Raw genomic sequence first — 21,281 nt, forward strand, 5'->3', positions numbered from 1 at the left:
GCGCTCAGCGCGTGCCGTACAGCACGACGGTCTTGCCGCGTGCGTGCAGCTTGCCGTCGAGCTGCAGTTTCTTCAGCACGCGTCCGGCCATCTCGCGCGAACAGCCGACCAGGCGCGCGAGTTCCTGTCGCGAAACCTTGAGCTGGGTGCCCTGCGGATGGCTCATCGCCTCGGGTTCCCGCGAGAGGTCGTGCAGGGTGCGCTCGATCCGGTCGCTGACGTCGAGGAAGGCGAGGCGTCCGGCCTTGCGGCTGGTGTCGAGCAGGCGCCGAGACAGCTGCGCGCCGATGGCATAGACCAGGCCGGTGGCATCGCCGGCGAGCGGGCCGGCCAGCAACTGGTACAGGCGGTCGTAGCCGATTTCCGCCAGCTCGCATTCGGTGCGGGTGCGCAACTGCACCTCGCGGCGGTCGGATTCGATGAACAGCCCCATCTCGCCCACGAACTCGCCGGTGCCGAAATAGCCGAGCACGAGTTCGCGGCCGTCCTCCTCCTCGGTGAGGATGCTGACCGAGCCGCGCACCACGTAGTACAGCGTCCCGGCCGGATCGCCGGGCATGAATACGCTGGTGCGCGTGGGATAACGGCGGCGGTGGCAATGCGCCAGGAAGCGGTCGATGGCCGCGGTATCGGGCGCGAGCGGATGCGCGGGACGACGCGGCGGGACGCCAGCGGCGGCCGGGAGGGAAGTGTGAGCCATGTCACAAGGGTAAGCCGTTCACGTGGCAACCGGCAAACGGTCGGCGAATGGCGCGGGCCGCGACCCGCCGGATGCTGCTTTGCCGCATGACCGACCCTATAATCGGCGCCCTTCGTCCGGGCCGGGAACACCATCGTGGTCAAGCCGCTTCCGCGCCTGAAGCTCCAGGGCTTCAACAACCTCACCAAGTCGCTGTCGTTCAACATCTACGACGTGTGCTACGCCGCGTCCGAGGACGAGCGCCGGCGCTACATCGAGTACATCGACGAGGAATACAACGCCGACCGCCTGACCCAGATCCTGACGGACGTGGCGGAGATCATCGGCGCCAACATCCTCAACATCGCGCGCCAGGACTACGACCCGCAGGGCGCGTCGGTGACGATCCTGATCTCCGAGCAGCCGGTGATCGACAAGGCCGACGCGAAGGGCGTGATCTCCGACGCGGTGGTCGCGCACCTCGACAAGTCGCACATCACCGTGCACACCTACCCGGAAACCCACCCGGACAACGGCATCGCGACCTTCCGCGCCGACATCGACGTGTCGACCTGCGGCGTGATCTCGCCGCTGAAGGCACTGAACTACCTGATCGAATCGCTGGAAAGCGACATCGTGGTGATGGACTACCGCGTGCGCGGCTTCACCCGCGACATCAAGGGCACCAAGCACTACATCGACCACAAGATCAACTCGATCCAGGACTACCTGGCCAAGAACATCCGCTCGCGCTACGAGATGATCGACGTCAACGTGTACCAGGAAAACCTGTTCCACACGAAGATGCACCTCAAGGAATTCGACCTCGACACCTACCTGTTCGAGGAGAAGGCGAAGAACCTGTCGTTCAAGGAACGGATGAAGATCGAAGCGCGGCTCAAGCGTGAGATCGAAGAGCTCTACCACGGCCGCAACCTGGTCGATTGAGCCGGCTTTTTCCCTCTCCCTTGATGGGAGAGGGTGGCCACAGGCCGGGAGAGGGTGAAACGGAAGACCCTCTCCTGTCGCTTCGCGACATCCTCTCCCACAAGGGGAGAGGAAAAGCATCAAAGCCGGTAGGCGACCGCCTTCATCAGCTTCGACGCCACGGCCATGATCGACGGAACCGGCTGCGGAAGCGGCTTCGCCCCGGCTTGTTCGGCATGGTCGGCGTGGCGGGCCTCGTCGTCCTTCATCACCCGCAGGATGGCGCGGCTGCGCAGGTCGGCGCCGGGCAGGGTTTCGAGGTGTTCGCCCAGGTGCGCCTCGACCTGGCGTTCGGTCTCGACCACGAAGCCGAGGTTCCAGCCGTCGCCGCGCAACCCGGCCAGCGCGCCGATGGCGAAGCTGCCGGCGTACCACAGCGGATTGAGCAGGCTGGGCCGGCTGTTGAGTTCGCGCAGGCGGTCCGCGCACCAGGCGAGGTGATCGGTCTCCTCGGCGGCGGCGGCGAGCAGGTCGGCGCGGGTCGCAGGGTCGCGGGCGACCGCGGCCTGGCCGCTGTACAGCGCTTGGGCGCAGACCTCGCCGACGTGGTTGATCCGCATCAGCCCGGCGGCGTGGCGGCGTTCGGGCTCGTCCAGCACCACCTCGGCCGTGTCCGCGGCAGGATTCGGGCGCGAGGCTTCGGGCCGGCCAGCGATGCTGTCCAGCGCGCGCTGGGCCTCGATCAGCAGGCGGTCGAGCGGGTCGAAGGCGCGGGCGGTGGGCATGGCGGCATTCTAGCCGGGGCAGGGGCCGGCTTGCGGCGGGCCGGGCCGGTCGCTATCATTCCGCCTCTTTGCTCCGCCAAACGCGTGGTGAAGTTCCGGCCTCCCCGGAACCAGCCCGACCAAGTAACCCGCCATCCGAGTTCCGAGATGAAGACATTCACTGCCAAGAACGAGACCGTCCAGCGCGACTGGTATCTCGTCGATGCCGAGGGCAAGACCCTAGGCCGCCTCGCCGTCGAGCTCGCGCGCCGCCTTCGCGGCAAGCACAAGCCCGTCTACACCCCGCACGTCGATACCGGCGACTACCTCGTGGTGGTCAACGCCGAGAAGATCGTCGTGACCGGCAACAAGCTGGCCGACAAGCAGTACCACCGCTTCACCGGCTACATCGGCAACCTCAAGACCGAGACCCTGGCGCAGGCGCTGGAGCGCCATCCCGAGCGCGTGATCGAGACTGCGGTCAAGGGCATGCTGCCGAAGAACCCGCTGGGCCGCGCGATGTACCGCAAGCTCAAGGTCTACAAGGGCTCCGAACACCCGCACGCTGCTCAGCAGCCGCAGAAGCTGGACATCTGACCATGGCGATTACCCAGAATTACGGCACCGGCCGCCGCAAGTCCTCCACCGCGCGCGTGTTCCTGCGCAAGGGAAGCGGCAACATCACCATCAACGAGCGTCCGCTGGACGAGTTCTTCGGTCGCGAGACGGCGCGCATGATCGTGCGCCAGCCGCTCGAGCTGACCAAGAGCACCGACAAGTTCGACGTCGTGGTCACCGCCGCTGGCGGCGGCACCACCGGCCAGGCCGGTGCGATCCGCCTCGGCATCGCCCGCGCGTTGGTCGAGTACGACGAGTCGTTGAAGACCGAGCTGCGCAAGGCCGGCTTCATGACCCGCGACGCGCGCGAAGTCGAGCGCAAGAAGGTGGGCCTGCACAAAGCCCGCCGCGCGACGCAATTCTCGAAGCGTTAATCGTTGTCGACGCCGGTGCCTTGGCATCGGCGTTAGAATCGGTTGCATAGCCCCGTCGCCAAGCGGTAAGGCACCTGACTCTGACTCAGGCATTCGGTGGTTCGAATCCATCCGGGGCTGCCATCCCGCCAAAAGCCCGCTTCGGCGGGTTTTTGCTTTCCAGTCCCGCCGGTGCCTGCGCATGACCGCGAGCTTTCCGCCCCCGAGCATCGAACCCACCGACCTGCCCGCGCAAATGCGCGCACAGGGCGATGCGGTGCTGGCGGCCTCGGGCCTCGCCGAACTGACGGGCTGCGATCTCGCCGCGCTGGATGCGCTGAAGCCATCGTGGAACGACTTGCCGCACGACGAATACCTCAAGGACGGCGGACGCTATCGCCGGCGTCGGCATTCCTGCTTCGTGTTCGAAAACGACGAACTGGCGCAGGCGCCGCATCGCGCGCACTGGCAGTCGCTCGACTACAACGCCCTGCATGGCGGCATGCGCCGCTGGTTTGAACCCATCACCCCGGCGGTGGCCGCGGATCCGGCCTGGACGCAATTGCTGTCCGCGCTGGCGCGCACGTGTTCGCAACTCCGTCCCGCATCGCGTTGGTGCATCGAGGCGCACCAGTTCCGGATCGACACCAGCGACGGCCTCGGCCGGCCGACGCCGGAAGGCGCGCACCGCGACGGCGTGGATTTCGTCGCCGTGGTGCTGGTCGGGCGCGAAGGCATCAAGGGCGGGGAGACCCGGGTGTTCGAAGCCGGCGGGCCGTGGGGCCAGCGCTTCACCCTGGCAGAACCGTGGTCGATGCTGCTGCTCGATGACGCGCGCATGATCCACGAGACCACGCCAATCCAGCCCGACGTTGCGGATGCCGCGATGCCGGGCCATCGCGACACGCTGGTGCTGACGTTCCGGCGGGATTCGTTCCAGGGCGACGACTGAGCCCGACGCGGTAAAATCACCGCTTTCCATACGGCGGCGCGACATGAAACTCGGTTCGTTGAAGGAAGGTGGGCGCGACGGCACCCTCATCGTGGTTTCGCGCGACCTCGCCAAGGCCGTGCGCGCGACAGGCATCGCGCCGACCCTGCAGCGCGCGCTGGAAGACTGGGAAAGCGCGGCGCCGCGCCTGAACGCCCTGTCCGATGCGCTCAACGACGGCAGCGCCGACGGCATGTTCGACCTCGACCCGCAGGCGCTGGCCGCTCCCTTGCCGCGCGCCTACGAATTCGTCGACGGCAGCGCCTACCTGCCGCACGTCGCGCGCGTGCGCCGTGCACGCGGCGCCGAGGTGCCGGAGAGTTTCTACGTCGATCCGCTGATGTACCAGGCCACTAGCGCCGGCTTCTACGGTCCGCGCGATCCGGTGAAGGTGGTCAGCGAGGATTACGGCATCGACCTGGAAGCGGAGATCGTCGTGGTCACCGACGACGTGCCGATGGCGGCCACGCCGGAACAGGCGGCGGCGCACATCCAGCTCATCGGCCTGGTCAACGATGTCTCGCTGCGCAACCTCATCCCGCCGGAACTCGCGAAGGGTTTCGGCTTCCTACAGTCCAAGCCGCGCAGCGCGCTGAGCCCGGTATTCGTCACCCCGGACGAACTGGGCGATGCCTGGCGCGGCAGCAAGGTGCACCTGCCGCTGCTCACCCACATCAACGGCCAGTGGTTCGGCGCGCCCGAGGCCGGCGTCGACATGCAGTTCGATTTCTCGCAACTGGTCGCGCACGCGGCGAAGACGCGGCCGCTGTCGGCGGGCACCATCGTCGGATCCGGCACGATCGCCAACGAGGACACGTCCAAGGGCGCCTCCTGCTTCGCCGAGAAGCGCACGGTGGAAACGCTGGAAACCGGCAAGCCGGTGACACCGTTCATGAAGTTCGGCGATACCGTCCGGATCGAAATGCTGGATCGCGACGGCCGCAGCATCTTCGGCGCGATCGAACAGCGGATCGAGCGCCAGGCTGTGCCCTGAGGCGCCGAGCGCGGCGATCTTCGCGACCGGCGGCCTGCGCCGGTACGCGGAAGGCGCTATGGTGCCGGCCGGGGAGGGCAGCATGAACGACAGACTGCGGCTGTATTCGTACTGGCGCTCGAGCGCGGCCTACCGCGTCCGCATTGGCCTGCACCTCAAGGGGCTCGCGTTCGAAACGGTGCCGGTGCACCTGGTGCGCGATGGCGGCGAACAGCATTCGCCCGCGTTCCACGAAACCAACCCGCAGGAACTGGTGCCGGTGCTCGAGCACGGCCAGCGCATGCTGCGGCAGTCGCTGGCGATCCTCGAGTACCTCGATGAGGTCTGGCAGGAGCCCGCGCTGCTGCCGGCCACCGCGCGCGAGCGCCAGCGCGTGCGCGCGCTGGCGCAATTGGTCGCCTGCGACGTCCATCCGCTCAACAACCTGCGCGTGCTGCAGTACCTCGAACGCGAGTGGGGCGTGCCGCAGCCCGAGCGCGACAACTGGGTGCGGCACTGGATCGCCGCCGGGTTCGATGCGTTCGAGGCGATGCTCGCCGGACACCCGTCCACCGGCACGTTCTGCGACGGCAATGCGCCGACGCTCGCCGACTGCTGCATGGTGCCGCAGCTCTACAACGCGCGTCGCTTCGGCATGAACATCGAGGCCTACCCGACCATGCTTCGGATCGAACAGGCGTGCATGGATCTGCCGGCGTTCCAGGCCGCGCAGCCCGAGCGCCAGCCGGACGCGCCCCGGACCTGAGCCGCAGCCGCGCTAGTGCGCGGCCGTCGCCGGGTTGTTGCTGGTGTCGAACACGTCCGCGTAGGGATCGTGTTCGCCGCTGGCGCCCTCGGACAGGCGGAACTTCAGCGCCAGCCCCTCGCGCGAATCGGCGGCGTCGAGCGCGCGTTCGCGTTCGACCCGGCCGGTCTTGAACAAGCGGTAGAGGCACTGGTCGAAGCTCTCCATGCCTTCCTCGAGCGAGGCTTCCATCGCCTGCTTGATCTCGTGCACCTGGCCGCGGCGCAGCAGGTCGCGGATGTGCGGGGTGTTGATCAGCACCTCGGTCGCCGGCATGCGGCGGCCGTCGACGCCGATCACCAGGCGCTGCGAGATCACCGCGCGCAGGTTCAGGGCCAGGTTCATCAGCACGTTCTTGTGCGCGCCCTCGGGGAAGAAGTTGAGGATGCGCTCGATGGTCTGGTCGGCGTTGTTGGAGTGCAGCGTGGCCAGGCACAGGTGGCCGGTTTCGGAGAAGGCGATCGCCGCCTCCATGGTCTCGGCGTCGCGGATCTCGCCGATCAGGATCACGTCCGGCGCCTCGCGCATCGCGTTCTTGAGCGCGTTGTGGAAGCCGTGCGTGTCCAGGCCGACCTCGCGCTGGTTCACGATCGACTTCTTGTGCCGGTGCAGGTATTCGATCGGGTCCTCGATGGTGAGGACGTGGCCGGAGGTGGTCGTGTTGCGGTGGTCGATCATCGAGGCCAGCGTGGTCGACTTGCCCGAGCCGGTCGAACCGACCACCAGCACCAGCCCGCGCGGCGCCATGATCACGTCCTTCAGCACGACAGGAAGTTGCAGTTCCTCGATCGAGGGGATCACGTTGCGGATCGCGCGGATCACCATGCCGACCTCGCCGCGCTGCTTGAACACGTTCACGCGGAAGCGGCCGGCCCCGTCCAGCACCACCGCCATGTTCAGCTCAAGGTCGCGTTCGAAGGCTTCCTGCTGGCCCTCGTCCATCAGCGAGTAGGCGATCTTCTTCACCATCCCGGTCGGCAGGCCGGTGCTGCCCAGCGGGTAGTGCTTGCCCTCGACCTTGATGTAGACCGGCGCGCCCGTGGTCATGAACATGTCCGACGCGTTCTTGTCGGTCATCAGCTTCAGGAAATAGCCGATATCCATCCATCCCTCCTCGCCCGCGGCGGGCTGACGTTGCGACGGGGCGCCGTGCGGTGAAGAATGGCTGCGCGGCTTCCCCCGCCGGCAACACGGCCACGTCGATGAATCCAAGCTTCGCACACTTCGGCAAATTCCTGTATCCGCGATGGCTGGCGCCGCTGGCCCTCGCCGTGGCCTGCACCGCATGCGCGACATTGCCCCCGCCAACCGCCGAACTCGAGCAGGCGCGGCAGGCATTGAACCGCGCCGAAGCCGGCACCCCGGTGGCCGAGGTCGATGCGTCCATCGCGCAAGCGCGCTCCGAACTCGCCGCGGCGCAAGCGGCGATGGAGCGCGGCAAGGACAACGATGCGCGATCGCTCGCGCTGGCCGCGGCCGCCGATGCCGACCTGGCGCATGCGGCGAGCCAGGCCCGGGGCGCAGCGCAGTCGGTGCAGCAGCGCAGCACGGACGTGGCGTCGCTGCGGCAAACGCTGGGCGTGGACGACGGCAGCATGCTGCCAGTTCCGATCCCGGTACCGCCGCTTCCCGCCACCGCCTACAGCGGAGACGAAGCCGCGCGCCTGCAGGCGCTGAACGCGGATCCGCGCTACCAGGGCGTGGCCGCGTACGAACGTTTCCGCGCGCAGCAGGCGCTGGATGCGCTGGCGGCCGCGCGCAGCAAGCAGCGCCCGGAATTGCAGGCGTTGGCCGGCAAGCGCGTCGCCATCGCCGAACAGGCCGCCGCCGCCGAACTGCTGCAGCGGCAAGCCGCGGATCTCGACCGGCAACGCAGCGAACTGATGGTCGAAGCGAGCCGGCAGGAAGCCGAGCGCGCGCGCCAGGAAGCAGAGCAAGCGCGCCTGCAAGCACAGATGCAGGCCGAGGAAGCCGAACGATTGCGTGCCGCGGCCGATGCGGAAGCACAGGCGCGGCAGAGTGCCGAAGCCGTGGTGCAGGACGTCAGCGCCAGCGAGCGCGCCAAGCTCAAGGCGGCGCGGGATCGCGAGGCCGAACTGGCCCGGCAGGAAGCCGAATTGCGCAAGGCCGCGGGAGAAAGCCAGGACGCGCCGAAGAAAAAGCCCAAGCGCTGATCTGGCTCGTTAAAAAATAATAAAAACAAGGAGTTGCAATCGTCCCATCGAGAGTTGAGACGCACTTCGGCCGCATGCACGGACAGTTCGAGCCCGCCAGATCAAGCAATTGCGCGAGTCGCTTGCGGGGCCTTGGACGGAGGAGTAGGTTCGGGCTTCCAGAGGGTTCGATTCCCGTCGAGCCCTTGGCCAGCGAGCCAGGTCGATGACGCCAACATTCGACAATCCGGGACGCCATGCCACGCACCGTTCGGGCGTGGGCGTTCCGGAAGGAGCATCCCGCGCCGCCGGCCCCCAGTACCACGCCATACCGCAACGCCCCGCGTCGGAGACGGCCGGGGCGTTCGCATGTCTGGCACCCGGACCGCGCCGGCATGCCGGCGCCGGCTTCTCCCCGCAGTCGTAGGAGGTCTCCATGTTCGAAGGGCAACCGCAGACGGAGCTCGATGCCATCCTCAAGGCGAACAACGAGTTCAGGCAGCTGTACTACCGCCACAAGGAACTCGACAAGCAGGTGCTCGACGCCGAGCTTGGCGTGTTGCCTATCGACGATTCGACCCTGACCCAGATGAAGCGGGAGAAGCTGGCCGCCAAAGATCGCCTGACCCGGATGTACGACGTCCTTCACCACTGACTCCCTCGTTTTCCTCGCCGCGGGCGGCGGCGGCTTCCTCGTCTGCCGCCGCCGCCCGCGTCACCTTCCCAATCACCTAGTGGCGCGGTTGCTAGAATCGCGGCCGAAGCCGCGGCACGCGCGGCGCGCGAATCCCGCATGGCCATCCACGAATCCGTCCTCGAACTGGTCGGCGATACGCCGATCGTCCGCGCCCGTCGCCTCGACACCGGCCCCTGCACGCTGTACCTGAAGCTGGAGAGCCAGAATCCCGGCGGTTCGATCAAGGACCGGATCGGGATGTCGATGATCGAAGCCGCGGAGAAGCGCAGCGACATCAAGCCCGGCGACACCCTGGTCGAAGGCACCGCCGGCAATACCGGCATCGGCCTCGCCCTGGTCGCGCAGCAGAAGGGCTACAAGCTGATCCTCGTCGTGCCCGACAAGATGTCGCGCGAGAAGATCTTCAACCTCAAGGCCATGGGCGCGCAGGTCGTGCTCACGCGCAGCGACGTGGCGAAAGGCCATCCCGACTACTACCAGGACATGGCCGAGCGCATCGCGCGGGAAACGCCGGGCGCCTACTTCATCAACCAGTTCGGCAACCCCGACAACCCGGCCGCGCATGAATTCGGTACCGGGCCGGAAATCCTCTCGCAACTCGGCGGCAAGCTCGACGCCATTGTGTTCGGTTGCGGCAGTTCGGGAACGATGACCGGGCTGTCGCGCTGTTTCGCCAAGGAATCGCCGGACACCGAGCTGATCCTCGCCGATCCGGTCGGTTCCATCCTCGAGGACTACATCAATCGCGGACAAGTCGTGGAGAAATCCGCGAGCTGGATGGTGGAAGGCATCGGCGAGGATTTCCTGCCGCCGATTTCCGACTTCACCCGGGTGAAGAAGGCGTATGCGATCACCGACAAGGAAAGCTTCCTGACCGCGCGCGAATTGCTGGAAAAGGAAGGCATCCTCGGCGGTTCCTCCACCGGGACGCTGCTCGCCGCCGCGCTGAAGTACTGCCGCGAGCAGACCGCGCCGAAGAACGTGTTGACCTTCGTCTGCGACACCGGCAACAAGTACTTGTCGAAGATGTACAACGACTACTGGATGCTGGACAACGGTTTCATCGAGCGCCAACTGCACGGCGACCTGCGCGACCTGATCCTGCGCCCGTATTCGCAGCGCGATACCGTGGTGGTCGGGCCGAAGGACCTGCTGGTCACGGCATACCAGCGGATGAAGCTGTACGACGTCTCGCAGTTGCCGGTGATGGACGGCGACGCGCTGGTCGGCATCGTCGACGAATCCGACGTGCTGCTGCACGTCTACGGCGACGAGGCGCGCTTCCGCGACCCGGTCTCGACCGCGATGGTCAGCAAGCTCGACCGGCTGGAGGTGAAATCGCCGATCGAGGCACTGTTGCCGGTGTTCGACCGCGGCCACGTCGCCATCGTGATGGACGGCAGCCGGTTCCTCGGCCTGATCACGCGCATCGACTTGCTGAACTATCTCCGTCGCCGGGTGCAGTAAAGCGAGGGCGAGGGCAGGGCGCGGGCGGCGCGGATGGTAAAATTCGCGACCGTTCGCGCAAGGCATATCGAATGAGTCAGGACCACAGCGGCCGCGGCCGCCCCGGACTGGGCACGTTGGCCATCCACGCCGGCCAGTCGCCCGATCCCACGACCGGCGCGGTGATGCCGCCGATCTACGCCACCTCGACCTACGCCCAGTCCAGCCCGGGCGTGCACCAGGGCTTCGAGTACTCGCGCACCCACAACCCGACCCGCTTCGCCTACGAGCGCTGCGTCGCCGGGCTCGAGGGCGGCAGCCGCGGCTTCGCGTTCGCGTCCGGGCTCGCCGCCACCTCCACGCTGCTGGAATTGCTGGACAGCGGCGACCACGTCGTCGCGATGGACGATTTGTACGGCGGCAGCTACCGCCTGTTCGAACGCGTGCGCCGGCGCAGCGCGGGGCTGGATTTCAGCTTCGTCGACATGACCGACCCGGCCAAGTTCGAGGCCGCGATCACGCCGAAGACCAAGCTGGTCTGGATCGAAACCCCGACCAACCCGCTGCTGAAGATCGTCGACATCGCAGCGATCGCCGCGATCGCGAAGAAGCGCGGCCTGCTGGTCGCGGTCGACAATACTTTCGCCTCGCCCGCGTTGCAGCGCCCGCTGGAACACGGCGCCGATATCGTCATGCATTCGGCGACGAAATATTTGAACGGGCATTCGGACATGGTCGGCGGCATGCTGGTGGTCGGCGACAACGTCGAACTCGCCGAGCAACTCGCCTTCCTGCAGAACTCGGTGGGCGCGGTGCAGGGGCCGTTCGACAGCTTCCTAGCACTGCGTGGGCTGAAGACGCTACACCTGCGCATGAAGGCGCATTGCGAGAACGCGCTGGCGCTGGCCGAATGGCTGCAGTCGCATCCCGCGGTCGAGGACGTGATCTATCCCGGGCTCGCGGCGCATCTGCACCACGCGCTGGCGAAGCGGCAGATGGACGGCTTCGGCGGCATGCTGTCGGTGCGGGTGAAGGGCGGGCTCGACGGCGCCAAGCGCTTCTGCGAGCGGCTGGAACTGTTCACGCTGGCGGAATCGCTTGGTGGCGTGGAATCGCTGGTCAACCACCCGGCGATCATGACCCACGCCAGCATCCCGCCCGCGCGCCGCGCCGAACTCGGCATCGGCGACGAGCTCGTGCGCTTGTCGGTCGGCGTGGAAACGCTGGACGACCTGCGCGCCGACATCGACCACGCGCTGGCGGCATGATGCAGGCAGTATCCCCGCGGCAGGGCGCATGCAAGCGCATCCTCGCGGTCGTGGGCACGCGGCCCGAGGCGATCAAGATGGCGCCGGTGATCCGCGCGCTGCAGTCCGCGCCATGGGCCGACGTGCGCGTGCTGGCGACCGCGCAGCACCGGCAGATGCTCGACCAGGTGCTCGATGCATTCGGGATCGTCCCGGACATCGACCTCGACATCATGGCGCCCAACCAGACCCTGCCCGAACTGACCTCGCGCCTGTTGTCGAAACTCGACGAAGTGTTCGCGCGGGAACGGCCGGACGCGGTGCTGATCCAGGGCGACACCACCACGGTCATGACCGCGGCGATGGCGGCGTTCTACCGGCGCATCGACGTCGGCCATGTCGAAGCGGGCCTGCGCACCGGCGACCTGCACAACCCCTTCCCCGAGGAAATGAACCGGATCGTGGCCGGGCGCCTGTCGCGCTGGCATTTCGCGCCGACCGAAGGTGCGCGCGACAACCTGCTGCGCGAAGGCTTCGATCCGGCGTCGGTGCACGTCACCGGCAACACCGTGATCGATGCGCTGCTCGACGTCGTGCAACGCGACACGCCGCTGCCGGTGGAAGTGCCCGAGGGCCGGCGCATGGTGCTGGTCACCGCGCACCGCCGGGAGAATTTCGGCGCGCCTTTCCGCGAGGTCTGCCTGGCGATCCGCGATCTCGCCGATCGCCATGACGACGTGCATTTCGTGTACCCGGTGCACCCGAACCCGAATGTTTCCGGCCCGGCCCGCGAGATCCTCGGCGGCCACGACCGGATCACGCTGTGCCCGCCGATGGACTATCTGCCGTTCGTCGCGGCGATGAAGCGTGCGCACCTGATCCTGACCGATTCCGGCGGCGTGCAGGAAGAAGCGCCCGCGCTCGGCAAGCCGGTGCTGGTCATGCGCCGGGAAACCGAGCGCCCCGAAGCGGTCGAGGCCGGCGTGGTCAAGCTGGTGGGACCGGTGCGCGACGCCATCGTCGCCGAGGTTTCGTGGTTGCTGGACGAGCCCGGGGCCTATGCAGGCATGGCGAAGGGGGTTTCGCCCTACGGCGATGGCCATGCTTCGGGTCGGATTGCCGATATCCTCGGGCGCGATCTCATCGGATGATGCAAGGGCCGTGACCGCGACCACTCCCCGACCGAATCCCGCCGACAGCGCGGGCTTCCTCGTGCTCGGCATGCACCGCAGTGGAACCTCGGTGCTGGCGCGGCTGCTGGCGGCGGCCGGAGCCAACCCGGGCGAACGCCTGGTGCCGGGCAGCCTCGGCAACGAGGAAGGGCACTGGGAGGACGCGTTCGCGGTCGAGACCAACGAACGCCTGCTGTCCGCGCTCGGCTACCGCTGGGACGACCTGCGTCCGCTGCCGCGCGACTGGATGCGGTCGGAAGCCGCGGCCGTCGCGCGTGCGCAAGTCCGCGAATACCTGCGTTCCAGCCTGTCGAAGCATCCGCTGTGGGCGATCAAGGACCCGCGCATGTGCCTGTTCGCCGAGTTGTGGCTGGAGGCATTCGCCGAAGAAGGATGCAGGCCTTCGGTATTGCTGCTCGGGCGCCATCCGCAGGAAATCGCCGCATCGCTCGCGGTGCGCGACGGCATGGCCAATGGCAAGGCGATGTTGCTTTGGTTGCGCCACGCGCTCGATGCGGAACGCGCAACCCGCGGCCTGCCGCGCGCCTTCATCGGTTACGACGAATTGTTCACGGATCCGGATGGCGTGATGCAGCGGATCTCCCGCCTGCCCGGCGGCGAACGCCTGCAGGCGACTGTCGGCGGCAGCGGCGATGGAAGCATCGTGCGGCAGGAACGCCGGCACCATCGGCACGATGGCGCCGCCTTGCCCGAAGCGGTCGAACTGGCGTGGCGGGCGCACCTGGCGGCGGCCGGCGGCAACGACGATCCGCGCGCGTTCGACCAGGCCGACGAAGCGCTGGCCAGCGCGGACGGCCTGTTCGCGCCCGTGCTGCAGGAACTTGATCGCGAACGTGGCGTTTTGTGGGATCGCACCGCGCGCGCGGAAGCCGCGCTGGCGAAGACGACGCACAACCTGGCGGACGTTCCGGAAACGCTCGTTCAGTTGCGCGAGACGGTCGATGCGCATCGTGGCCAGGTCATCGGCGCGGTGGGCGAAGTGCGCGAAACCCTCGGCGCGCATCGTGGCCAGGTCATCGGCGCGGTGGGCGAAGTGCGCGAAACCCTCGACGCGCATCGTGGCCAGGTCATCGGCGCGGTGGGCGAAGTGCGCGAAACCCTCGGCGCGCATCGCGACCAGGTCGTTGGCGCGGTGGGCGAAGTGCGCGAAACCCTTGGCGCGCATCGCGACCAGGTCGTTGGCGCGGTGGGCGAAGTGCGCGCAACCCTTGATGCGCACCGCGGGCAGCTCGTCGATGCGGTGGGCGAAGTGCGCGCAACCCTTGATGCGCACCGCGGGCAGCTCGTCGACGTGGTGTCGGAAGTGCGCCAAACGCTCGATGCGCATCACGACCAGGTCGTCGGCGTTGTGGCGGAAGTGCGCGAGACGCTCGATGTGCGCCACGGCGCCCTCGTCGATGCCATGGGAAACCAGGTTGGGCAACTCACACTCGAGCTGCGGGAACAGCGGCAGGCATTCCAGGGCGAAATGGCGCGGATGCATGGCCGCCTGCAATCGCTGCAATACGATTCGGACCTGTTGCAGCAGGTCCGGATGAGCTGGTCGTGGCGCATCACGCGCCCGCTCCGGGTGCTCAGGCGGCTGCTCTCCGGCGGACGGCAGGCGCGTTCGGAACGGCGCAAGCTGGCCGCGCTGCTGTCCGGGCGCGAAGCGGACCAGCCGATCGAAATCACCGCCGACGGTAGCGCCGTCGATACCGGTATCCGCCAAGGCGATGTGCCGGCAGCGGCGAATCCCGAACGACCGGATGTCTTCGTCTGGGCGGTGATCGACTGGCACTTCCGCACCCAGCGGCCGCAGCACCTCGCCAGCGCGCTTGCTGGCGCCGGGCATCGGGTGTTCTACCTGTCGAACAACCTGGTGGACTCGGAATCGCCGGGTTTCCGCGTCGAATCCCTCGATGCGTCGGGGCGGCTGTTCCAGGTCAACCTGCATGCCGCGGGTGCGCCCGGGATCTACTACGGCATGCCCGGCCCGCAAACGATCGCGAACCTGAGGCGCAGCATCGGCGAGCTGATGCAGTGGGCCGATAGCGACGGCGGCTTGTGCATCCTGCAGCATCCGTTCTGGCTGGACATCGCCACCGCCGTTCCCGGCTCGGCGCTGCTGTACGACTGCATGGACCACCATGCCGGTTTCGAGAACAATGCCCCGGCGGTGATCGAGGCCGAGAAGCGATTGACGACCAGCGCCGACCTGCTGATCGTGACTTCGGATTGGCTCGACAGGGAATTGGCCGATGCCAACCCGCATCGCGCGCTGATCCGCAACGCGACGGAGTACGCGCATTTCCGCGATCGCCCGCGGCGCGTTTACCGGGATGCGAAGGGGCGCAGGATCATCGGGTACTACGGCGCGATCGCCGAATGGTTCGACCTGGAACTCGTGCGCGGCATCGCGGAACGATTCCCCGATTGCCTGGTGTTGCTGATCGGCCACGACACCATCGGGGCGGCGGCCGCGCTTTCGGGGCTCGACAACGTCGAATTCACCGGCGAGGTCGCCTATGGCGAACTTCCCTACTACCTGCATGCCTTCGACGTGGCATTGCTGCCGTTCCGCGTGATCGAGCTGACGCTGGCGACGAATCCGGTCAAGGTCTACGAGTACCTCAGCGCGGGCAAGCCGGTGGTGGTGGTGGACCTGCCGGAAACCGCGCAGTTCGGCGGTCTCGTCCACCGCGCGCGGGATCGCGGGGAATTCCTCGCCGCCATCCGCGAATCGCTGGACGAATCCGGGGATGCCGCCGCGCGGCTCGCGCAGGCGCGGAAGGCCTTCGCGAGCGAGCAGACATGGGAACACCGCGCCCAGGAGCTGGATGCGGCGATCGCGTCGATGCCCGTGCCGCGCGTCAGCGTCATCGTCCTCGCGTTCAACAACCTGGAGCTCACCAGGGCCTGCCTCGACAGCATCGAAGCCCACAGCCACTGGCCGAACCTCGAAGTGATCGTCGTCGACAACGCTTCCTCGGACGGCACGCGCGAGTTCCTCCGCGAGTGGGAGCAGGGCGGCGCCGGGCGCAAGGCGATCCTCAACGACGGAAACCTCGGTTTCGCGGCCGGGAACAACGTGGGCCTCGCGGCGGCGACCGGCGAATACCTGGTGCTGCTCAACAACGACACCTACGTCACCCCGAACTGGGTGCGTACCCTGGTCAACCACCTGCGCAGGAACCCGGGGGTCGGCATCGTCGGCCCGGTGACGAACAACATCGGCAACGAAGCGCGGATCGAGATCCACTACGGCGACATGCAGGAAATGCGCTCGGCCGCGGCCGCCTATACGCGGCGCCACGCCGGCGAGCTGCTGCCGATCCGCACCGTCGCGTTCTTCTGCGTCGCGATGCCGCGCTCGACCTACGAAACGGTCGGCCCGCTGGATCCGGCCTTCGGCGTCGGCTTCTTCGAGGACGACGATTACTGCCGCCGGGTGGAAGCCGCGGGGCTGGGCGTGGCATGCGCCGAGGATGCGTTCGTCCACCACCATCTCTCCGCCAGTTTCGACAAGCTGAAGGCAGAGACGCGCCAACAGCTGTTCCTGACGAACAAGGCGATCTACGAAGCGAAGTGGGGCGAATGGCAGCCGCATCGCTACCGCGGCCAGGCGGATGCCGGCTGATGAACAACAAGGAGTCGTTGCGCGCATGAGGCACGTCATCTGCCACTACCACATCTACAAGAACAGCGGCACGAGTTTCGACCGGATACTCCGCGCGAATTACGGCGAACGGCACATCAGTTTCGACGGGCCGTTCCCGTACTTCGCCATCAACCAGCAGGAACTGGCCAGGATCATCCAGAGGAACCCGAAGGCGAAGGCATTCTCGTCGCACCAGACCAGCCTGCCGCCGCCGTGCTCGCTGGAATTCACGGCACATCCCGTCGTTTTCGTGCGCCATCCGATCTTGCGCATCTATTCCGTCTACAGGTACAAGCGCGAGGAAAACGATGCGACGCTGACCAGCATCAATGCCCGGGACATGGATTTCGGGGATTGGTGCCGGCACAGCCTCGCCCACGCCCAGGAGATCGTGCAGGTGTCGAACGCGCAGACGCGCACGCTCGGCGGAAGCCACGGCGCGGTTTCGCTGATTCGCCGGCGCGAGCGCAGCATGGAATACGACCTGGTGCAGGCGCGGCGCAATATCGCGGGAGTGGAGTTGCTGGCGCGCACCGAGCACTTCGAGCAGGACGTCGCCAGGTTCCGCGCCGTCCTGCAGCGCCACGGCATCGAATTCGACCCGTCCGGCGCCGAAGCCCACAACGTGAACGCGAGCGACTTCAGCCTCACGGTCGAGGATCGGCTGGCGAGGATCGAGGCGGAACTGGGCGAGGAAACGTACGCGCGGGTCGTGGCCGCGAATGCGCAGGACCTCGCGATTTACGCCGAAGTCTGCGCTCGCCTCGACGGCTGAGCCCGACGCCCGGCCTTAGCCCGGGAACTCCAGCCGGGCCAGCACCATTCCGTCCACGTTGTCGTGCAATGCGAAGGTCATCCCGGGCTGCAGCCACGGGCCGATCAGCTTGGTCCCGGTCCCTCTTCCGGTGCAGACCGTTTGTTCCGCACCGGAGGATTTTTGCACCGTCACGCTGACCGAGGTCACGTTGAACTCCGCGACATCCCAGGCAAGGACATGGCCGCTCGCCCGTTGGCCGTTGTCCGCTTCCTGATATATCCACATCGCGCGGTGTTCGGGCGGCATGGCGATGCGCGGCCGATCGAGCGCGGCCTGCCTGGCGATTTTCAGCCTGAGCGCAGTGGCTTCCGCCTCATAGGCATCCAGCACGTCGGCAGTGGGGCCAAGGGCGCGCGCCTTTCCGCCATCCAGCCACAGGCATTGGTTCGTCATCTGCCTGAGCAGGCGGTTGTTGTGCGAAGCGATGACGCAGATGTCGGCGGATTCGAAGAACGAATCCATCCGCTCGACGACCTTGTTCTGGAAGTTGGCGTCGCCCGCGCCGATCCATTCGTCCATGACCAGGATGTGGTTGGCGAATGCGGTGGTGATCGCGAACGCGAGCCGCATCGCCATGCCTTGCGAATAGGTGTGCATCGGCATGTGGAGGTACGGCCCGAGGCCGGCGAATTCGGCGATGCCGGGCACCGCGGCCTCGATTTCCGGACGACTCCTGCCGGCGACCAGTCCCTTCAGGAGGATGTTGCGATAGCCCGATGCCTCGATCCGGAAACCGAGCTGGACGTTGAAGATCCCGGAAACCGGGTGGTCGCTGCGGACTTCTCCATGGCTCGGGTGGTAAATCCCGCACAGCGCGCGCAGCAGCGTGGATTTCCCCGAACCATTGTGCCCGACCAGCCCGAGCCGGTCGCCGGCGCCCAATGCGAATGAAATGTCGTCCAGGGCCCGGACGTGCGGTTTCCCGTCGATGGCGAGGATCGTGCCGCCGGTTTCGATGTTGGCCGAATCGAAATCGAACGGATCCTTCGGGCCCTTGCGCACCGGGAAGTCGATGGTGAGGTTGCTTGCCTCGAGGTGCATGGCATCAGATCCAGAAGGCGACTTTCTGGCGCGTCGACGCGTAAACGAGCGACCCGAACAACAGGCCCGCGGCGTTGATCGCGAGCACGACTTCCCAGCTCGCGAACGACACGGTGTTGTAGAGCAAGGGGTCGCGGAGGATGGCGAGGTAATGGGTCATCGGGTTGATCCTGGCGAGTTCGGCCAGCATGCCGTTCGTGCCGGGCATCCACAGGATCGGAGTGATGAAGAACATCAGCCGCATGCTGGTCTGCACCGCGTGCAGGAGGTCGTGGTAGCGCACGCAGAGCGGGGCGAGCAGGGCGGAGAGCCAGACCGAAGTCACGAAATACGCGAGCAAGGCGGGCAATGCGAACAACGCGGTCGGCGTCCACGGCGTCGGTTTCCACAGCAACGCGATCGCCATGACGAGCATGACGAGCGCGAACACCATCCAGTTGCGCAAGGTCGCCTGCAGCAGGTAGACGGGGTAGGGAACGGCCGTCCCGAGGATCCAGGCGCGCGAGTGCAGGTAGGCGCCGCAAGCGTCTGTGACCATGGAACTGATGAACGACCATGCGCCGAAGCCGATGGTCACGAAGATGGCGAATTCGCGCGTGCTCGCCGCCGACATCTGCCCGAACACGAGGACCTTCACGCCAACGAACAGGGCGAAGGAAATGGCGATCCAGGCGACGCCGAGGACGGTGCGGCGATAACGATCGCGCAGATCCTCGAGGGCGAGGTTCATCCACAGCGCGGGACTGCGCAGCGCCTGTGACCAGTCGCGGAGCGTGGCCTGGGGACTGGACGGGGTCTTGCCGCGAAGCGGGGGATTCACGGACATGGCGCGTCGGGACCGGCTTGATGGACCTTCGGATGCCGGCCGACGGGCCGGACGCAAGGCTGGATCAGCAGGATTTGCCGCGCGGGATGGTGATGCTCCCGAGTTCCGCGCCACCCTCCTGGTTGCGCAGCTTGAAGGTCATCCCGGGCTTCAGCCAAGGGCCGGACTGGCGCTCGCCGACGGGGCCGCCGCGCCCGAAGTTGCGTTCCTTGCCTTCCTTGTCGATGACATAGACCACGACTTTCTGCGCTCCGCTCGACTCGACGTTCCAGGTCAGCGTCGTGACGCGGCGACCTGGGCAGAACTCGGCGGGATCGGCCCAGAAACCGGTCTTGCCGGAGGCCTTGATTTCGGCGATGCGCGCGGCGGACGCGAACCTCGGCGGCTTCTTCGCTTCGCCGGTCGCGGCCTGCGGCGAGGCGGCGGCCGGTTGCTGGGTCGACGCAGGCTGGGGCAAGGCGCCGTTCGCCGCGGAGTCATCGACTTTCTGCTTGCACCCAGCGAGGGCGAAGGCGAGGGCGAGGGCAAGTGCGGCGGCGATCGGTGTGCGCATGGTCTCTGGACGCAGGATGCGAGGGTGCAGCATCCTAGCACGTGGCGCAGCGGAGCCCGATGGGCGGAAAATGGCGGGATTCATGAAACCGAGTCTGTCCGGCATGGCGTGGACGCGCCTGTTGTTCGGCTTCCTGATCGCGGTTTTCGCCGCCAATGCGCTCGCCTATGCGGCCACGACGGCGGGCTGGATCGCGGTGTCGGACAACTGGTACTTCATCGACCGGATCGTCTACCCGTATGCCCACGGCAACCTGCATCCGCAGGACCTCCTGGTGAAGCGCGGCGCGATGGACCACGCGCAACCCTTGCGCAGGCTGTTGTTGTTGGCGAATTACGAGTGGTTCGACCTCGATTTCCGCATCGAGGCGCTGTTCGCGACCGTCGCGGGAATGGCATCGTTCTGCCTGCTAGGGATCGGCATTCGGCGCGAATTGCGGGCGGGTGGGCGGGCGGCGGGATTCTTCCTCGTCGCGATGGCCGCGGTGTATTTCTCGCTGTCGGCGCCGATGGTGTTCACGTGGTCGCTGTTGACGCTCGGGTTCACCAGCCATTTCTTCCTGTTCCTGTGGCTGCTGACCGCATGGGCGGTGCTGGAAGTGCCGTCGCCGGGACGGGCGGCGACGCTGGTCGTGGCCACGTTCCTGTTCGGGCTGGTCGCCGACGACACCGCGCTGGTCGCGACGATCGCCGTCGTGCTCGCGGCGGCATTGTTCGGATGGCGCGATCGCACGAGGCGCGGCGCAGCGTTCCTGCAGGTTGCGGCCTGCATCGTCGGCATCGGGTTGTACCTTGCGTTCTACAAGGTGGCGGCACCGGTCGCGGTCGACGCGGACGCCGCCGCGGCGCATGGCTCGCGCCTGGGCGGACTGGTTTCGCAAGCAGGGCATGCATGGCAATGGATCCTGGTGCCGCTGTCGTCTTCGCTGGTGCACAGGGCCACGTTGCATGCCTGGTTCGGCGATGCGGCTGGAGTCGCGACCGTCGCGCTCGGGCTTGCATGCATCCTCGCCCACCTGTGGTTCTGGAAGAAGGCGCTGGACGGCGAAATCAACCGGACCGCTTTCATCGCCGTGTCGATCATGTTCCTGTTCTACGGCCTCGTGGCGGGCATCCTGCTCGGGCGCGTATCGGAATTCGGCGCCGAATACCTGTGGCAGCCGCGCTACGGGTTCATCTATCGCTGGCACCTCCTTGCCTTGCTGATGATGCTGGTCGCGCAATGGCCGGCGATGGCGCGGGCGGGGCAGGCTGCGCGACGGGCGCGCGGGGTCGGGGTGGCGTTGGCGGTTCTTGTCGTCGCGTTGCAGCTTCCGCTCGGCATCACGGCCTGGAAGGACGCCAGGTATACCCGCCACGCCAACGCGGAAACCGCACGGCAACTGCTGGAGATGGGTGGCGATGCGGCGATGCAGGCGCCGGGGAAATGCGCCGCCCAACTGGTGGTGTGCAAGTTCAACGACGCCCGCAGGCAACGCATCATCGGTTTCCTGGAACGCCAGCACTTGAACGCGTTCTCGCCCGAAGTGCGGGCGCGCAACGGTTATCCCGGGGACTGA

At 67.0% G+C, this 21,281-nt stretch carries 20 protein-coding genes and 1 tRNA gene; 15 read left to right on the forward strand and 6 right to left on the reverse strand.

The window, feature by feature from the left end; genetic code table 11:
• Nucleotides 1–4: 4 nt before the first annotated feature.
• Nucleotides 5–700, reverse strand: coding sequence for a cAMP-activated global transcriptional regulator CRP (gene crp, locus FNZ56_RS11180; protein WP_143879909.1), 696 nt, complete (start codon nt 698–700; stop codon nt 5–7).
• 135 nt (nt 701–835) lie between these two features.
• On the opposite strand from crp, the gene speD reads away from it, so the two are divergent.
• Nucleotides 836–1,627: an adenosylmethionine decarboxylase gene (speD, locus tag FNZ56_RS11185; protein ID WP_143879910.1), complete on the forward strand. Its 792-nt coding sequence runs from the start codon at nt 836–838 to the stop codon at nt 1,625–1,627.
• A 119-nt stretch (nt 1,628–1,746) separates the two neighbouring features.
• Here the strand turns inward: speD and coq7 are convergent, their stop codons facing one another.
• Nucleotides 1,747–2,391, reverse strand: a complete 645-nt coding sequence (gene coq7, locus FNZ56_RS11190; protein WP_143879911.1) for a 2-polyprenyl-3-methyl-6-methoxy-1,4-benzoquinone monooxygenase — start codon at nt 2,389–2,391, stop codon at nt 1,747–1,749.
• A 147-nt stretch (nt 2,392–2,538) separates the two neighbouring features.
• On the opposite strand from coq7, the gene rplM reads away from it, so the two are divergent.
• The 6 genes from rplM to maiA all read left to right on the forward strand — a co-directional run bounded on the left by rplM (nt 2,539) and on the right by maiA (nt 6,071).
• Nucleotides 2,539–2,967, forward strand: coding sequence for a 50S ribosomal protein L13 (rplM, locus tag FNZ56_RS11195; RefSeq protein WP_143879912.1), 429 nt, complete (start codon nt 2,539–2,541; stop codon nt 2,965–2,967).
• Nucleotides 2,968–2,969: 2 nt separating this feature from the next.
• A complete protein-coding gene (rpsI, locus tag FNZ56_RS11200; RefSeq protein ID WP_143879913.1) occupies nt 2,970–3,362 on the forward strand; it encodes a 30S ribosomal protein S9 in 393 nt (130 codons plus the stop codon).
• 48 nt (nt 3,363–3,410) lie between these two features.
• A tRNA-Gln gene (locus FNZ56_RS11205) sits at nt 3,411–3,485 on the forward strand.
• 58 nt (nt 3,486–3,543) lie between these two features.
• Nucleotides 3,544–4,293 (forward strand): 2OG-Fe dioxygenase family protein, encoded by a 750-nt coding sequence (locus FNZ56_RS11210; protein ID WP_143879914.1) that lies wholly within the window; start codon nt 3,544–3,546, stop codon nt 4,291–4,293.
• Between the two features lie 43 nt (nt 4,294–4,336).
• Nucleotides 4,337–5,326 carry a fumarylacetoacetate hydrolase family protein gene (locus FNZ56_RS11215; RefSeq protein WP_143879915.1) on the forward strand — a complete coding sequence of 330 codons (990 nt, stop codon included), beginning with the start codon at nt 4,337–4,339 and terminating at the stop codon, nt 5,324–5,326.
• Nucleotides 5,327–5,408: 82 nt separating this feature from the next.
• Nucleotides 5,409–6,071 (forward strand): maleylacetoacetate isomerase, encoded by a 663-nt coding sequence (gene maiA, locus FNZ56_RS11220; RefSeq protein WP_143879916.1) that lies wholly within the window; start codon nt 5,409–5,411, stop codon nt 6,069–6,071.
• Between the two features lie 12 nt (nt 6,072–6,083).
• Here the strand turns inward: maiA and FNZ56_RS11225 are convergent, their stop codons facing one another.
• Nucleotides 6,084–7,214 (reverse strand): PilT/PilU family type 4a pilus ATPase, encoded by a 1,131-nt coding sequence (locus FNZ56_RS11225; protein WP_143879917.1) that lies wholly within the window; start codon nt 7,212–7,214, stop codon nt 6,084–6,086.
• Nucleotides 7,215–7,312: 98 nt separating this feature from the next.
• On the opposite strand from FNZ56_RS11225, the gene FNZ56_RS11230 reads away from it, so the two are divergent.
• The 7 genes from FNZ56_RS11230 (at nt 7,313) to FNZ56_RS11260 (ending at nt 17,261) form a co-directional block, all read left to right on the forward strand.
• Nucleotides 7,313–8,284 carry a DUF4398 domain-containing protein gene (locus FNZ56_RS11230; protein ID WP_143879918.1) on the forward strand — a complete coding sequence of 324 codons (972 nt, stop codon included), beginning with the start codon at nt 7,313–7,315 and terminating at the stop codon, nt 8,282–8,284.
• A gap of 415 nt (nt 8,285–8,699) precedes the next feature.
• Entirely contained in the window at nt 8,700–8,918 is a 219-nt protein-coding gene (locus tag FNZ56_RS11235) for a YdcH family protein (RefSeq protein WP_143879919.1), read from the forward strand.
• A gap of 138 nt (nt 8,919–9,056) precedes the next feature.
• Nucleotides 9,057–10,427 (forward strand): pyridoxal-phosphate dependent enzyme, encoded by a 1,371-nt coding sequence (locus FNZ56_RS11240; protein ID WP_143879920.1) that lies wholly within the window; start codon nt 9,057–9,059, stop codon nt 10,425–10,427.
• Nucleotides 10,428–10,498: 71 nt separating this feature from the next.
• The gene (locus tag FNZ56_RS11245) at nt 10,499–11,674 is read left to right on the forward strand and encodes a cystathionine gamma-synthase (protein WP_143879921.1); all 1,176 of its coding nucleotides are present in this window, start codon (nt 10,499–10,501) and stop codon (nt 11,672–11,674) included.
• Nucleotides 11,671–12,804 (forward strand): non-hydrolyzing UDP-N-acetylglucosamine 2-epimerase, encoded by a 1,134-nt coding sequence (wecB, locus tag FNZ56_RS11250; RefSeq protein ID WP_281286159.1) that lies wholly within the window; start codon nt 11,671–11,673, stop codon nt 12,802–12,804. Before FNZ56_RS11245 ends, wecB begins: the two co-directional genes overlap by 4 nt.
• Nucleotides 12,805–12,814: 10 nt before the next feature.
• The gene (locus FNZ56_RS11255) at nt 12,815–16,465 is read left to right on the forward strand and encodes a glycosyltransferase (RefSeq protein ID WP_143879922.1); all 3,651 of its coding nucleotides are present in this window, start codon (nt 12,815–12,817) and stop codon (nt 16,463–16,465) included.
• Between the two features lie 25 nt (nt 16,466–16,490).
• On the forward strand, nt 16,491–17,261 hold the full coding sequence (locus tag FNZ56_RS11260; RefSeq protein ID WP_185970737.1) for a sulfotransferase family 2 domain-containing protein: 771 nt from the start codon (nt 16,491–16,493) through the stop codon (nt 17,259–17,261).
• A 15-nt stretch (nt 17,262–17,276) separates the two neighbouring features.
• Here FNZ56_RS11260 and FNZ56_RS11265 read toward each other — a convergent pair whose 3' ends face one another.
• The 3 genes from FNZ56_RS11265 to FNZ56_RS11275 form a co-directional block, all read right to left on the reverse strand.
• On the reverse strand, nt 17,277–18,344 hold the full coding sequence (locus tag FNZ56_RS11265) for an ABC transporter ATP-binding protein (RefSeq protein ID WP_143879924.1): 1,068 nt from the start codon (nt 18,342–18,344) through the stop codon (nt 17,277–17,279).
• A 4-nt stretch (nt 18,345–18,348) separates the two neighbouring features.
• The gene (locus FNZ56_RS11270; protein ID WP_185970738.1) at nt 18,349–19,164 is read right to left on the reverse strand and encodes an ABC transporter permease; all 816 of its coding nucleotides are present in this window, start codon (nt 19,162–19,164) and stop codon (nt 18,349–18,351) included.
• Nucleotides 19,165–19,234: 70 nt separating this feature from the next.
• On the reverse strand, nt 19,235–19,723 hold the full coding sequence (locus tag FNZ56_RS11275; RefSeq protein WP_143879926.1) for a hypothetical protein: 489 nt from the start codon (nt 19,721–19,723) through the stop codon (nt 19,235–19,237).
• 82 nt (nt 19,724–19,805) lie between these two features.
• Here FNZ56_RS11275 and FNZ56_RS11280 point away from each other — a divergent pair, with 82 nt between their 5' ends.
• Nucleotides 19,806–21,281: a hypothetical protein gene (locus tag FNZ56_RS11280; protein ID WP_143879927.1), complete on the forward strand. Its 1,476-nt coding sequence runs from the start codon at nt 19,806–19,808 to the stop codon at nt 21,279–21,281.

It is taken from the genome of Lysobacter lycopersici (genome assembly GCF_007556775.1).
GTDB lineage: Bacteria > Pseudomonadota > Gammaproteobacteria > Xanthomonadales > Xanthomonadaceae > Pseudoluteimonas > Pseudoluteimonas lycopersici.

Bases quoted from the DNA above. Each gene is read 5' to 3' on its own strand.
- FNZ56_RS11225 (WP_143879917.1), bottom strand. From the start codon at position 7,214: ATGGATATCGGCTATTTCCTGAAGCTGATGACCGACAAGAACGCGTCG.
- FNZ56_RS11240 (WP_143879920.1), top strand. From the start codon at position 9,057: ATGGCCATCCACGAATCCGTCCTCGAACTGGTCGGCGATACGCCGATC.
- crp (WP_143879909.1), bottom strand. From the start codon at position 700: ATGGCTCACACTTCCCTCCCGGCCGCCGCTGGCGTCCCGCCGCGTCGT.
- FNZ56_RS11280 (WP_143879927.1), top strand. From the start codon at position 19,806: ATGAAACCGAGTCTGTCCGGCATGGCGTGGACGCGCCTGTTGTTCGGC.
- FNZ56_RS11275 (WP_143879926.1), bottom strand. From the start codon at position 19,723: ATGCGCACACCGATCGCCGCCGCACTTGCCCTCGCCCTCGCCTTCGCC.
- FNZ56_RS11210 (WP_143879914.1), top strand. From the start codon at position 3,544: ATGACCGCGAGCTTTCCGCCCCCGAGCATCGAACCCACCGACCTGCCC.
- FNZ56_RS11245 (WP_143879921.1), top strand. From the start codon at position 10,499: ATGAGTCAGGACCACAGCGGCCGCGGCCGCCCCGGACTGGGCACGTTG.
- rplM (WP_143879912.1), top strand. From the start codon at position 2,539: ATGAAGACATTCACTGCCAAGAACGAGACCGTCCAGCGCGACTGGTAT.
- coq7 (WP_143879911.1), bottom strand. From the start codon at position 2,391: ATGCCCACCGCCCGCGCCTTCGACCCGCTCGACCGCCTGCTGATCGAG.
- FNZ56_RS11230 (WP_143879918.1), top strand. From the start codon at position 7,313: ATGAATCCAAGCTTCGCACACTTCGGCAAATTCCTGTATCCGCGATGG.
- FNZ56_RS11260 (WP_185970737.1), top strand. From the start codon at position 16,491: ATGAGGCACGTCATCTGCCACTACCACATCTACAAGAACAGCGGCACG.
- maiA (WP_143879916.1), top strand. From the start codon at position 5,409: ATGAACGACAGACTGCGGCTGTATTCGTACTGGCGCTCGAGCGCGGCC.
- FNZ56_RS11235 (WP_143879919.1), top strand. From the start codon at position 8,700: ATGTTCGAAGGGCAACCGCAGACGGAGCTCGATGCCATCCTCAAGGCG.
- rpsI (WP_143879913.1), top strand. From the start codon at position 2,970: ATGGCGATTACCCAGAATTACGGCACCGGCCGCCGCAAGTCCTCCACC.
- wecB (WP_281286159.1), top strand. From the start codon at position 11,671: ATGATGCAGGCAGTATCCCCGCGGCAGGGCGCATGCAAGCGCATCCTC.
- FNZ56_RS11215 (WP_143879915.1), top strand. From the start codon at position 4,337: ATGAAACTCGGTTCGTTGAAGGAAGGTGGGCGCGACGGCACCCTCATC.
- FNZ56_RS11265 (WP_143879924.1), bottom strand. From the start codon at position 18,344: ATGCACCTCGAGGCAAGCAACCTCACCATCGACTTCCCGGTGCGCAAG.